Origin of the sequence: Streptomyces anulatus (assembly GCF_000721175.1) — a bacterium.
GTDB lineage: Bacteria > Actinomycetota > Actinomycetes > Streptomycetales > Streptomycetaceae > Streptomyces > Streptomyces anulatus_C.
The window spans coordinates 216,411-228,603 of the sequence record NZ_JOEZ01000012.1; the positions used below are offsets into that span (position 1 = coordinate 216,411).

Here is a 12,193-nt window from a genome sequence, read left to right on the forward strand (position 1 = left end):
TTCAGCCGGCCAGGTCCAGGTCGCCGAGGTACTCGCCGTCGTCGGTGAGGCCCCGCTCGCGGTAGCCGAGCCGGAGGCAGAACTCCTCGGGGCCGCCCCCGCCGGGCTTCCAGGTCACGGTCGAGACCGTCCCGCCCCGCCGGCGGAGCTCCTCGTTCACCGCCCCCACGGCGAACCGTCCGTAGCCCCGGCCCTGCTCGTCGGCGGCGACGGCGAGCCGCCAGAGCCCGGAGCGGGGCGGGGCGTCCGGCACGTCGGCGCCGGAGTCGAACTTCAGGCCGAAGTACGCCATCACGAAGCCGACGGCGCGATCACCGTCACAGATCAGCCGTGGCCAGGCGAGGTCGGGATGCACAGGGGCCTCGGCCGGCGACCGCGCGACCGGGGCGACGAACACACGCTGCTGGGTGCGACTTCCAGCCGACAGGCGGCGAGCACATTGTCGGGGGTGACCTTCTCCAGGCGCGGGCGAGCTGTTGTCATGGGGGAACCCAACCCCACGGACCGTGACGCCGCCATCGGTTCTGGCCACCCGTGCGAGGACCGGACACCCTCGCACCACCCACCCGTGCGCCGCTCCGCTTCCGCCCGCGGCACCCCGTCCCACATGGGGCGTCTCGGCCAATGGACGGACTTCATCTTTCGATGGAGCCGAAACGGGCAGGCGTACGTCCATTCCTTGACGTCCAAGGACGAGCGACGGAGGTGGCGGTGTCATGGCCGGTTTCCGGAGTCTTGCGAGACAGGTCCGCGATCCGCGGGGCGATCTGGCCCTGCGGCGGTATTCACTGCGCAAGTGTTTGGAGAGGTTCGCCCCGTACGGGCACCGGGCGACCTGGGACCATCTGTGCGCCCGGCACGGGATCGATCCCGAGGACCGGGCGCCCGATCCGGTGCGCCTGGTGGGCGCGCTGGACGAGCTGGAGGAGGCGCGGGCCGTCTGGCTCGCGTACGAGGCGGGGTTCGCCGAACGGCGGCGGCGCGAGAAGCACGCGGGGCTGCGGCGGCCCGGCGCGTTCGACGACTGGCACCGCCGCACCTGGGGCGGTCACGGGGTGGCCCGCTGCTCCGACCCGGGCATCCACCCGACCGAGCCGCTCGCCGAGGTCCTGCGCCGCCTGATCGCGGCGCTCGGCTCCGGGCCCGGCTCCGCCTGCCCGGTCTGCGCGGGCACCGGCATCGAGTGGCGGCAGGAGCGGGGCGACGAGCCGTGGGCGGGCCCGGTGTGCACGGGCTGCGGGATCGCGGTGCCGCAGCCGGCCCTGACCGACCGCACGCTGGCCAGGGCCCGGCTGCCACGGCACCGGACGCCGGCCGCGCACGCGGCGTGAGGCCCCGGGGCCCCGCCGCGACCGCGCCACCGCCCGGCCACTCGTCGGCTTGGCCTCCCGGAAGGCCGGGAGGCCCCAAGCCCTGTGTGACCATTCCCGTCTGCCTCACGACGCGATGCACGCACTCGCGCCGCACCGACCTCAGACCCACGTACGTCCAGCACGAGGGCCTGGGACCGGCACGCCGAGAGCACGCACCTGACGCCGCGCGGCCGCCCTGCGGGCGACGACGGATCGTCAGACAGGCACCCTAGGGGCGCAGGATGGGTTTGACGCAGCGGCGGGCGTCCATGGCGTGGAACGCCTTCGGCGCGTCGGCCAGGGAGAAGGCCGCGTCGAACACATCGCCCGGCCGCAACGCGCGGTCGAGCACGTCGCCGAGCAGCCCCGGCATCGTGGCGCGCACGTTCGCCCCGCCGCCGCCGAAGGTGAGGTTCTTGCCGAACAGTTCCCACAGCGGCAGCGTGACGCCCCAGGGCAGGCCCACACAGCCGATGCGGCCGCCCGGGCGTGCGCAGCCGATCGCCTGCCGTACCGACTGCAGCGTCCCGACCGCCTCGATCACGTGGCCGCTGCCGCCGTCGAGCAGGTCCACCACCTCCGCCGCCCCCTCCTCCCCCCGGGCGGCGACCACGTCGGTGGCCCCGTGTGCGCGGGCGAGCCGTCGGCGCACGGGGGCGCGTGACATGACGACGATCCGTGTCGCCCCCAACCTGCGGCAGGCGAGGACCGCGCACTGGCCGACGGCGCCGTCGCCGACGACCACGACCGTGGCCCCCGGGCCCACTCCGGCGTGCACCGCCGCCTCGTGTCCGGTGGACATCACATCGGTCAGGGCCAGCAGCGACGGGACCAGATCGGGCGGCGGCGTCCCGGGAACGGCCAGCAGCGTGGTGTCGGCCAGGGGTACGCGGACGAACTCGGCCTGTCCGCCGTCGAGTACCGATCCATCGGGTCCGAACTCGCCGAACAGCATGCCGCTCTCACAGGCGATCGGCATTCCGCGGCGGCAGTGCGGACACGTGCCGTCCGAGGTGCTGAACGGAGCGAGGACGAAGTCCCCCCGGCGCAGAGCCGTCACGCCCGCGCCCACGTCCTCGACGACGCCGACGAACTCGTGGCCGCTGCGGACCGGCCGCGGCAGGGGCGAGAGACCTCGCAGCACGGACAGGTCCGAGCCGCAGACACCGGCCGCCACCACGCGTACCAGCGCGTCCGTGGGCTCCTCGACGCGAGGTTCGGGCACCTCCTCGACGCGTACGTCGCCCGGGGCGTGAATGACCACAGCGAGCACAGCGTGTCCTCCTCTCAGATTCCGGCCAGGGCGGTGCTGCGCATGAGGAACTCGGCCAGGTACCCGTCGTGCGGCATCTCCGGCGGCAACCACCAGGTGGGCCGGTCCAGGCCGTAGACGTTGCGGATGGACGGCTCGTCCAGCAACGCGTCCACCAGAGCGGTGTTCCCGCCGGCGACACCGACCACCAGGGATCCGCGCAACGGCGCCGCCCCGTGGTCCGGGGACCAGGGGGCGACCCAGACGCAGGGGAACGGCATCTCCAGGCCCATCTGTTCGGCCGTGGGATCGTCCACCAGGTGCACCGCCGGCCCGAGCGCGGCACTGCCGTCGCCCAGGTCGTGCACGACGGTGTCGCCGAGGACGGGCTCGCAGCCGGCCGCACCTCGGCGCAGGGCGTCCTCGACCCTCCGGGCCTCTGCCAGGGGCAGGCACGGAAGCTGGGTGTCCTCCTCCACCGGCGGCCCCGGCCGCAGGGCCGCGAGCCGCTTTGCCAGGGCCTCGGCGAAACCCCTGGGGTCGTGTTCGACCAGTACGGCGGTCGCGTTGAGACACGAGACGCCGCCCAGTCCGCCGACGGAGTCGGCGACCACGTCGAGATACGGGTCCCACCGGCCCCTGATGAGGACCTTGACCCGGCCGGGCCCCTGGGTCAGGACCGGCGTCCCGTACCGTCCGCCCGCGTAGCGGCGTACGGTCGCGTCCCCGCCGAAGACCATGGCGAGATCGCTGCCGCCGACCAGTTCCTCGGCGGTGCTGTGGTCGCATGGCAGCGTGAGCACCTCGTCGTCGGCGAATCCGGCCGACCGCAGGGCCAGCACCAGCCGGTGGGGCGTGAACGGGTCCCGGCGCGAGGGCCGCACCGCGACCCGGTACCCCAGGGCCAGCGCCTCCAGCCACAGCGAGTGGACGGCTGGGTGGTTCCCGGACGCGTTGACGCCGAGCAGCCTGCCGCGGCGGCGCCAGACGACGGCGCCGGTGTCGGGGACGTCCCGCCGGCCCGGTGGCAGCACCGCCCGGGGGCTGGCCCCCGCCGCGGTGTCGACCACGCCGGCCAGCACGTCCGCGATGGTCGCCGTGGCGGCCCGGATCACCGACACCGGGACGCCGGTCGAGCGGGCCACGAGTCCGTCGTGCTCCTGCCGTGTCAGCCCGCCCAGCGTGTCCGAGGCGAACGCCGCGCCCGCCGACCGGAGCCGGCGGCCGAGCCGGGCCGGAGACCGACCGCCCGAGGGGGCCGGCTCCCGGCGCAGCCGGTCCAGGGTGCGGGCGATGAACAGGCCCGGGACGAGCGACAGTTCCGCGAGCGGCTCCCCCGCCACGTCCCGGACTGTTTCCCGCCTGCCGGTGCGGTAGGCGCCGGCGGGAACGAGGGCGTCGACGAAGGGGAGCGATCCGGTCACGGTCCCCGGCGGTGCGGTGTCCGCCGCGCCCGGTGCGGTCCCCATCAGTAGGCCCCGACGATGACGGGGACGCCGGTGAAGGCTTCGAGCGGGCGCACGTCCGCCACGGAGTGTCCGGCCGCCGCCGGCGGCGCGCTCACCCGCCGCGCCATGTCGCGCTCGCGGTTGTTGGGCAGCAGGGCCGACTTGCTGAGGTGGTGCATGACGACCTGGCCCGTCTCCCCGACGGCGGCCGGCTCGCCGCTTCCGGGGTCGACCACCGCGTACGTGACGTGCCGCGAGGGCGAGTCGAACACGGAGTCGCCGTCCTCGGTGGTCACGCGCTCGAAGGCGGCGCCCAGCGCCATCGTGCTTCCGTAGAGACCGAACAGCGGTATCCCGGGGAAGACCTCGCCGCGCAGCAGGTCCCGGGTGTCCCGGTCCATGCTGGTCCCGCACCAGGTGATGACCTCGACCCGGTCCCGTACGAGGTCGACCAGCCGCTCGTCGCGCGCGAGGCGCTCCAGCACCGGCGGGGGCGCCTGCAGTGCCCCGGTCCGCTGGCTGCGGAGCACGTCGGCCGCCTGGGCGAGCACATGGTCCAGGTACCGGTCGGCCTCCTCGTCACGCCCCTCCCGCAGGCACCGGCGTACCCAGCGGGGGTCGAAGTCGACGGCGAAGCGGAACCCGCCCCGGCGGCGTGCGTGCTGGCCGGTCAGCTCGGCGTAGTCGTGCGGCCCGCTCGGGCCGAGCGACAGCCAGTTCGCCCCCCGCGGGTAGCCCCGCTCGTCCATGGCGGCCATGGCGCCCGCCATCTCGCGTTCCATCCAGTCGGCCAGGTACAGGACCCGTTTGGGCACACCGGTGGTGCCGCCGCTCTCGAACACCCCGATGACCTCGGCGGCTCCTCCGTAGCCCCGGGGCAGCAGATCCTCCACCGGGGTGTACCGCAGGTCGTCGACGACCTGCGGGAACAGATGCAGATCCGCCATGGTGCGCACGTCCGTGCGCGGGTCGAAGCCCAGCGTCTCCTGCCGCCGAAGCCAGAACGGTGTGCCGGTCTCCGGGGAGAAGTGCCACTGCATGGCCGCCCGGACCAGGTCGTCCGGGTCGACGTCCGCGTCGACCGGAGCGTCCAGGACCGCCAGCGCGCTCGCCGTCTTCATCCTGCCTCCCAAAATCCGCCGTCAGGTGCTGGTACCGGGTGCCGCCGGTTCACCGCAGCGTGATCCCGGCAGAGGTGACGGCGCGCAGGAAGTCGCCCCGCTCGACCGCGTCGGCCACGAGTTCCAGCTCGTCCGACATGTACCGGTCGCGGTCGAGGGACGGGGCCAGCGCGCGCACGGCGTCGTAGGCGGCCCTGCCCGCGGTGCTGAGCTTTCCGTAACAGTCGTTCAGGTCCACGGCCTGGGCCGCCGCGAGGAACTCCACCGCGAGGATCTTGGTGTTGTTGGAGAGCACCCGCCGCGCGTTCCGGGCGGAGATCAGACCCATGCTGACGATGTCCTGGTTGTCGCCGTTGGACGGGACGCTCTGGGTACTGGCCGGGCTGATGGTCCGGTTCTCCGCGACCAGCGCGGTGGCCGGGTACTGGGCGCCGGCGAAGCCGCTGTTGAGACCGGGCTCCCCGGCGACGAGGAACTCCGGGAGCCCGTAGTTGAGGTGCCGGTTGAGCAGGCGGTTGGTCTGACGCTCGGAGAGCACGCCGAGCTGGGTGAGGGCGATCGTGGTGAAGTCCATGGCGAACGCGACGGGCTGGCCGTGGTAGTTGCCGCCGTGGAAGACCTCCTGCCCGGGGAAGAACAGCGGGTTGTCGGTCGCGGAGTTGAGCTCCGTTCCCAGGGTGCTCGCCGCGTGCCGCAGGGTGTCGCGCACCGCGCCGAGCACCTGGGGTATGGCCCGCAGGGTGTACGCCTTCTGGAGGTAGACGTCGGTGCGGGTCACGTCGTCGCCCGACCGCTTGCTCTCCACCTCGCCGCGGATCTCCGCGTGCGACACGGCCAGCCGGCTGTCGGCGAGCAGCGTGCGCAGGTTCGCCGCCGAGTCGATCTGGCCGCGGTGCGGACGGGCCAGTTCGTGGCCCTCGGCGAGGAACGGGCTCGTGGAGCACTTCAGGGCCTCCAGCAGCAGGGCGGAGACGATCTCCGCCTGGTGGAGTTGGTCGAGGGCGCGGCCGACCACGAGCGATCCCAGTCCGGTCATCCCGGAGGTGCCGTTGATCAGCGCGAGGCCTTCCTTGAAGCGCATCTCCAGGGGCTCGATGCCCCGCTCGCGCAGCACCTCACGGGTCGGGACCCGGCCGCCGTCGCGGAGCACGTACCCCTCGCCGATCACGGTGATGGCGATGTGCGACAAGGTCGCGAGGTCGCCGCTGGCGCCGAGCGAGCCGATCTCGGGGATCGCGGGGGTGATGCCCTCGTTCAGGTAGAGGGCCAGGCGCTCCAGCACCTCGGGCCGCACCGCGGAGTATCCGCGTGCGAGGGCGTTGAGGCGGGCGGCGAGGATGGCGCGGGCCTCGTCCTCGGCGAACAGCGGGCCGACACCGGCGCTGTGGCTGCGGATCAGGTTCGTCTGCAGTTCCACCTCCTTGGAGGGCTCCACCTGCATGTAGATCATCTCGCCGTAGCCGGTGGTCACCCCGTACACCGAGGCGCCCTGGCGGACGATGTCCTCGAACTGCTTCCGGCTCGCCGCCGCCTTGTCCAGCACTTCGGGGCTCACCGTGACCCGGGTGTGCTCCTCCGCTACGGACCGGACGTCGTCGATGCCGAGGTTCTCCCCGTCGAAAGTAATGGTGGCCGTCGCGGTGTCGATCGTGGTCATGGTGGGCTACTCCTCGCGTCGATCGGGCCCGGTGACGGAATGCGTCGCACCGGGTTCCGGCGTTTTTCGGTACCCGGTGATTCGACCATCGAGGTATCCGATGCCGAAACGCCCGCGGGGACAGCGCGGAATGTACTTCAGGGCATACGCAAACGGATGAATGGCTGTGCCATGACGACTTCGGGGCGCATCGACGTGCCCGGAAGGCGATCGACCGGTAGCCGCCGAACCAGGCATTGAACCTCCCTGACCTGTATGAACGCCTCTCCCCCTCGACTCCGACGCCCAGAGCCGGCCAAAGGGTCCTCGCTCTCACCTTGTTGTCACAGAATCGGAGTCGGGTAATTCTTTCTCCATCGCACCCGGAGAGCGATCCCGACAAGGAGGGGACAGAGAATGAAGCCGAAGACACATGACCGTTTCAGCAGGGACGCCCGCATCGAAGAAATCATGCACAGCATGCGCGAGAACGGATACGCGGTTGTCGAGGACGTGCTTCCGCACGAAACGGTGGACGCCCTGCTGGGCGAGATGACGCCCTGGATCGACGCCACACCGTTCGGGCCGGACGCGTTCGCCGGCCAGCGGACCAAGCGAACGGGAAGCCTCGTCGCCCGTTCGGCGACCGCCCGCGAACTGATCGTGCACCCGCTGATCAAGGGGATAGCGGGGGAAGTGCTCGCGTCGTCGACCGCGTTCCAGCTGTCGCAGACCCAGCTCATCAGCGCCCACCCGGGATCGGTCGCGCAGAAGCCCCACAAGGACGAACTCGTCTGGGACTTCTTCCCGTTCGCGGCCGATCACCATGTGATGTGCCAGTTCTTCTGGGCGCTCACCGACTTCACCGAGGAGAACGGGGCCACCCGTGTGGCGCCCGGCAGCGACACGATCGACCCCTCGGAGATCACGGAAGAGGACACGATCCCGGTCGAGATGCGCAAGGGGTCGGTCTTCGTCTTCAACGGGAAGGTGGTGCACGGCGGCGGAACCAACCGCTCGGACCAGGTGCGACAGGGTCTGATCACGAGCTACTGCTCCGGGTGGGTCCGGCAGGAGGAGAACCAGTACCTCGTCGCCCCGCCGGAGGTAGCCCGTACGTTCTCCGAAGAGGTCCTCAGGATGATCGGCTACCAGCAAGGCTGCTTCGCCATGGGCTACGCCGGGGACATCGAGGAGCCGATGGACGTGCTCTTCGGCCGCAGGACGGCCACCCCGATCGTGCCGTCGGAGGCCACGCGCGGTGCCGCCAGCGAGAGGGCGCGCCAGTGGAGCCAGGACGTCGCCCAGCGCACCGTGTGATCTTTCCCTGCCGCTCCCGCCCCGGCCTGCCGGGGCTCGACCCGCCGCCGTCCGGCGGGCCCGTTTTCCGCACTCCGCGCCGAACCGAGAGGTGACGATGACGTCCACGGAAGAACAACCCGTATCGGTCATGCCGATCATGAACATGGTCTACGGCCTGTGGGTGTCCCAGACACTCGTGACCGCCCACGAGCGCGATCTGTTCGGGCGCTTCGCCGAACGTCCGGGCCTGACACCGGCCGAACTCGCCGGCCTGCTGGATCTGGAGGAACGCCCCGTCGAGCAACTGGTCACCGCGTGTGCGGCGCTGGGTCTGCTGCAACGCGACGGCGAGGGGTACCGCAACACGCCCATGACCACCCGGTACCTGCTCCGCGGTGGCGAGGACTACGTCGGCGGCTGGGTCGAGATCGTCTCCCGTCACGACTACCCCGGCTGGCTGCGACTGGACGAGGCGCTGCGGACGAACCGCCCGACAGCCTGGGACAGCGAGCGCCGCGACTCACTGTTCGACGACGAGAACCCCGTGGTCGTGGAGTCGTTCTGGGAGGGCATGAGCGCGATCTCCCGGCCCACCGCGCGGACCTTGGCCCGGAGCGTCGATCTCTCGGGTGACCTCTCCCTGCTGGACGTGGGCGGAGGCGGCGGCGCCTACGCGATCGAGTTGAGCGGGGCGTACCCGTCCCTGCGCACCACCGTCTTCGACCTGCCCTTCGTCTGCGACCTGACGCAGAAGAAGGTCGAGCAGGCGGGCTACGCCGACCGCATCTCCTTCGCCGCCGGCGACTTCTTCTCCGACCCGCTGCCCGCCGGTCAGGACGCCGTGCTGCTCTCGATGATCCTTCACGACTGGGACGTCGACCAGTGCAGGAGGATCCTGCGGAGCTGCTACGACGCGTTGGCCCCCGGCGGGCGCCTGTTGATCAGCGAACTGCTGGTCTCCGACACCAAGGACGGGCCGCTCGACGCCACGTTGATGAGTCTGTCCATGCTCGTGGAGACCTTCGGCCGGAACTACACCGGCGCGGAGTATCGGGAGTGGCTGTTGGAGACGGGCTTCACCGAGGTGGAGATACGCCGGTTCGACGCCCCGGCCGCCAACGGGGTCGTCATCGCCCGGAAGCCCCGGTGAGCCCGCGGCGCGAACGGTAGCCCCGGCGAAGCGGCTCGGGCCGGCCATGTCTCCGTCGTGCCCTCGGCCCCGGTCCGCCATCGGCGGGCCGGGGCCGAGGGCGTGCCGTCAGATGTACCCCTCTCGCAGGGCGTAGGCCACGGCGTGTGCTCGGTTGCGGAGATGCAGACGGGTCGTCAGTTTGTACATGACGTCCTTGATCGTGCGTTCGGAGTAGCACAGTTCCGCAGCGATCTTCGCGGTGCCGAACCCCTCGGCGACCAGTCGCATGACCTCGACTTCGCGGGGAGTCAGCCCACAGGTGGGAAATCCCGGCCCGCCGGCCGCGGCGGGTGACGCACCCGTACCCATCTGACGGATCAACCGGCCCAGCAGATCGGCAGGGAGGTCCCCGTCGCCGCGTGCGGCGGCCAGCACGGCCTGGATCAGGCGGTTCCGGGTGGCTTCGTGGCGCCAGACGACTGCGCTGACCCCGTAGCTCACGATCTCGTGGAACTCATCGTCCTGCAAGGTGTCCAATACCAGAACAGCCTTCGATCCGTCGCCTCCGACAGCCCTGCGCATCTGGGTCAGCGTGCCCTGGCTGAGCACATGGTCGACCAGGAGGATCACGCCGCCCGGACTCTTCCGCTCGCGTATTTCGATGCGGGCGTCCCGGTCAAGAGCACTCAGCACACCCTCCCGGGATATGGGGTCCCGAGCGTGTACCACCACGGGCACTCGCGGCTCGAATGGTTCCGGATGACGGTCCACAGAATTCACCATTCCCGCAGGGTTCGTGGCGACTGAACTCGACAAGCCTGTCCTCCGTATATGCACACACTGTTGACACATTCGAGCGGATCGATCCCCGTGGTTTCGACGCCGTCAAGGTGGTTGCGACGCCGTCAATGCGTACGGCAGGATTCCACCCCGGTCAGATCGCGTACGATGTCGGCCGCGAGATGACGGCACGCGGTCGCACTCCTCTCCAACCGGGAGGCCGCCTCGTCGAGATGACCGACGATGAGCAGGATCCCCTCGGCCTGGCGAGCGGTGCCCGCCGGCCCGTCGTGCGGCCGGCTGCCGGAGGGGAGCTCTCCTTCACCCGGGTTGGCCTGCAGGGCGAGGGCCAGGGCGTTGTTGACCAGGGAGGAGGCGACCAGGACCGAGGACAGCCGCTCCAGGCTGGAACGTCTGCCGGCGACGGCGGCGAACGTGCTGTTGTGCAGGGCGTTCAGCCGGACGAGGGCAGTGGCGGTCAGGTCCTGCGCCACGAGCAGGAGAGGGCCGATCCGGCGGAGAGCATCGGCTCCCGGGGTGTAGGAGACATCGCGTACACGGACATGGAGAGCCTCGAATTCACTGGCGAGGTCATGAAGTTGCCGTTCATGATGCTGTAATTCGCTTACTGACATGGCGGCATGACTCCAGTGGGTCGCAGCAGCATCGATTTCGGATGGTTACCAACACGCCCGAGAAGAAAAAGTGAGCGGGTGACCCGGCCTCACTCCACCCAGCCTACTGATACCGATCCGAGACATTCCAGGCGTGCCACCAGAACGGCCAGAATGAAATCGATCAGATATCAGCCAGCGACCCCGTGGTATCGCGCCACACTTAACGGGACCTGAGAAAGTTCCGGTCCCTCACTGTTTGTTTGCCGCAGAATCGCTTCCGATTCGGGGCCGCACACTTCCCCTCTCCGCCGCCCCATCGCGCCGGCACCCCGCCCGCGGGCGCCCGTATCACCGATCGGGCGGACCGCTTCTGCCCGTTTCGTTCGGTCGGCCGCCGGGGCCGGGTCCACGTCGGCACGTCGCCGAACCGGCCGGTCGGGGCAAGCCCTTATGGCCGGTCGCACCAGGATCGCGGGACCCACGGTCCCGCGACGGTGTTCAGGAGGACCGCTTGCGCTCGGGCATCAGACGGGAACCGGTGATCCGCTCGCCGTTGATGTCGTCGGGGTTGGAGAGCACGCAGGTCTCCAGCGACAGACAGCCGCATCCGATGCAGTCGGTCAGATGGTCGCGCAGGCGGTGCAACTGCCCGATGCGCTCGTCCAGTTCCTTGCGCCAGGCCTCGGAGAGGCGGGCCCAGTCCTCGCGGTTGGGCGTGCGCTCCTCCGGCAGTTCGGCGAGAGCGTCCCGGATCGTGGCCAGCGGGATGCCTACGCGCTGGGCCGCCCGGACGAAGGCGACCCGGCGCAGCGCGTCCCGCGAGTAGCGGCGCTGGTTGCCGCTGGTGCGGGTGGAGCTGATCAGGCCCTTGGACTCGTAGAAGTGCAGGGCCGAGACGGCGGCGCCGCTGCGCGCCGAGAGCTGGCCGACCGAGAGTTCGTGGAGTGTCTGCGGGATCTGTGGCACCCCTCAAACCTACTGCCATGTCGTTGACAGGAACGCGCCGCACAACGATGCTGAGCAAGCGCTTAGACATCGCGCCGGATGGTGCGTCGAGCCGGAAGGCAGGGACCGGGAACATGGCAGAGCCGAGGATCTTCACGTCCGCGCAGGAGCTGCGGGACGGAGTGGGCGAGCAGCTGGGACACAGCGACTGGCTGGAGATCGAACAGAAGAGGATCGACCTGTTCGCCGAGGCGACCGGCGACCACCAGTGGATCCACGTGGACCCGGAGCGGGCGAAGGACGGGCCGTTCGGCACGACCATCGCGCACGGCTATCTGACGCTCTCGCTACTGCCCGCGCTGGTACCGCAGGTGATGCGGGTCGAGGGCATGAAGATGGGCATCAACTACGGGACCAACAAGGTCCGCTTCCCCTCGACCGTCCCGGTCGGCTCGCGGCTGCGGGCCACGGCGGTGCTCAGCGGCGTCGAGGAGGTCGGCGGCGGCGTGCAGGTCACTGCGGTCGTCACGGTCGAGCGCGAGGGCAGCGAGAAGCCGGCCTGTGTCGCCGAGTCGGTGTCCCGCTACTACTTCTGAACCCGTCGGACC

General features: G+C 70.7%; 11 protein-coding genes and 1 pseudogene. 4 read left to right on the forward strand and 8 right to left on the reverse strand.

Features of this window, described 5'->3' with window-relative positions; all coding sequences use genetic code 11:
* Position 1: 1 nt before the first annotated feature.
* Positions 2 to 483 (reverse strand): annotated as a pseudogene (locus tag IG90_RS39465) (GNAT family N-acetyltransferase).
* A gap of 233 nt (positions 484 to 716) precedes the next feature.
* Between IG90_RS39465 and IG90_RS0115595 the strand changes: the two are divergent.
* Positions 717 to 1,331: a hypothetical protein gene (locus IG90_RS0115595; protein ID WP_030583790.1), complete on the forward strand. Its 615-nt coding sequence runs from the start codon at positions 717 to 719 to the stop codon at positions 1,329 to 1,331.
* Between the two features lie 250 nt (positions 1,332 to 1,581).
* Here the strand turns inward: IG90_RS0115595 and IG90_RS0115600 are convergent, their stop codons facing one another.
* From IG90_RS0115600 to cmdF, 4 genes are read right to left on the reverse strand one after another with little or no spacing between them, the layout of a single operon-like run.
* Positions 1,582 to 2,625, reverse strand: a complete 1,044-nt coding sequence (locus tag IG90_RS0115600) for an alcohol dehydrogenase catalytic domain-containing protein (RefSeq protein ID WP_030583793.1) — start codon at positions 2,623 to 2,625, stop codon at positions 1,582 to 1,584.
* Positions 2,626 to 2,639: 14 nt separating this feature from the next.
* Positions 2,640 to 4,073 (reverse strand): aldehyde dehydrogenase family protein, encoded by a 1,434-nt coding sequence (locus IG90_RS0115605; RefSeq protein WP_106972957.1) that lies wholly within the window; start codon positions 4,071 to 4,073, stop codon positions 2,640 to 2,642.
* A complete protein-coding gene (locus tag IG90_RS0115610) occupies positions 4,073 to 5,173 on the reverse strand; it encodes a phenylacetate--CoA ligase family protein (protein ID WP_030583799.1) in 1,101 nt (366 codons plus the stop codon). Before IG90_RS0115610 ends, IG90_RS0115605 begins: the two co-directional genes overlap by 1 nt.
* Positions 5,174 to 5,222: 49 nt before the next feature.
* A complete protein-coding gene (gene cmdF, locus IG90_RS0115615; protein WP_030583802.1) occupies positions 5,223 to 6,830 on the reverse strand; it encodes a tyrosine 2,3-aminomutase in 1,608 nt (535 codons plus the stop codon).
* Between the two features lie 396 nt (positions 6,831 to 7,226).
* Between cmdF and IG90_RS0115620 the strand changes: the two genes are divergently transcribed.
* Both IG90_RS0115620 and IG90_RS0115625 read left to right on the forward strand, forming a co-directional pair.
* Positions 7,227 to 8,129, forward strand: coding sequence for a phytanoyl-CoA dioxygenase family protein (locus IG90_RS0115620; protein WP_030583805.1), 903 nt, complete (start codon positions 7,227 to 7,229; stop codon positions 8,127 to 8,129).
* Positions 8,130 to 8,226: 97 nt separating this feature from the next.
* Positions 8,227 to 9,261: a methyltransferase gene (locus IG90_RS0115625; protein WP_030583807.1), complete on the forward strand. Its 1,035-nt coding sequence runs from the start codon at positions 8,227 to 8,229 to the stop codon at positions 9,259 to 9,261.
* Between the two features lie 108 nt (positions 9,262 to 9,369).
* Here the strand turns inward: IG90_RS0115625 and IG90_RS0115630 are convergent, their stop codons facing one another.
* From IG90_RS0115630 to soxR, 3 genes are all read right to left on the reverse strand, one after another.
* Positions 9,370 to 10,026, reverse strand: coding sequence for a helix-turn-helix transcriptional regulator (locus IG90_RS0115630; protein WP_051860156.1), 657 nt, complete (start codon positions 10,024 to 10,026; stop codon positions 9,370 to 9,372).
* 122 nt (positions 10,027 to 10,148) lie between these two features.
* Complete coding sequence (locus IG90_RS0115635) at positions 10,149 to 10,517, reverse strand: hypothetical protein (protein ID WP_051860155.1); 369 nt, start codon at positions 10,515 to 10,517, stop codon at positions 10,149 to 10,151.
* A 621-nt stretch (positions 10,518 to 11,138) separates the two neighbouring features.
* Positions 11,139 to 11,606 carry a redox-sensitive transcriptional activator SoxR gene (gene soxR / locus IG90_RS0115640; RefSeq protein WP_030583816.1) on the reverse strand — a complete coding sequence of 156 codons (468 nt, stop codon included), beginning with the start codon at positions 11,604 to 11,606 and terminating at the stop codon, positions 11,139 to 11,141.
* A gap of 113 nt (positions 11,607 to 11,719) precedes the next feature.
* Between soxR and IG90_RS0115645 the strand changes: the two genes are divergently transcribed.
* Positions 11,720 to 12,181, forward strand: coding sequence for a MaoC family dehydratase (locus IG90_RS0115645; protein WP_030583819.1), 462 nt, complete (start codon positions 11,720 to 11,722; stop codon positions 12,179 to 12,181).
* Positions 12,182 to 12,193 lie beyond the last annotated feature (12 nt).

What these genes read in the sequence shown, in the direction of transcription:
- cmdF (WP_030583802.1), bottom strand. Translation starts at nt 6,830, where the DNA reads ATGACCACGATCGACACCGCGACGGCCACCATTACTTTCGACGGGGAG.
- IG90_RS0115625 (WP_030583807.1), top strand. Translation starts at nt 8,227, where the DNA reads ATGACGTCCACGGAAGAACAACCCGTATCGGTCATGCCGATCATGAAC.
- IG90_RS0115605 (WP_106972957.1), bottom strand. Translation starts at nt 4,073, where the DNA reads ATGGGGACCGCACCGGGCGCGGCGGACACCGCACCGCCGGGGACCGTG.
- IG90_RS0115595 (WP_030583790.1), top strand. Translation starts at nt 717, where the DNA reads ATGGCCGGTTTCCGGAGTCTTGCGAGACAGGTCCGCGATCCGCGGGGC.
- IG90_RS0115620 (WP_030583805.1), top strand. Translation starts at nt 7,227, where the DNA reads ATGAAGCCGAAGACACATGACCGTTTCAGCAGGGACGCCCGCATCGAA.
- IG90_RS0115630 (WP_051860156.1), bottom strand. Translation starts at nt 10,026, where the DNA reads ATGGTGAATTCTGTGGACCGTCATCCGGAACCATTCGAGCCGCGAGTG.
- IG90_RS0115645 (WP_030583819.1), top strand. Translation starts at nt 11,720, where the DNA reads ATGGCAGAGCCGAGGATCTTCACGTCCGCGCAGGAGCTGCGGGACGGA.
- IG90_RS0115610 (WP_030583799.1), bottom strand. Translation starts at nt 5,173, where the DNA reads ATGAAGACGGCGAGCGCGCTGGCGGTCCTGGACGCTCCGGTCGACGCG.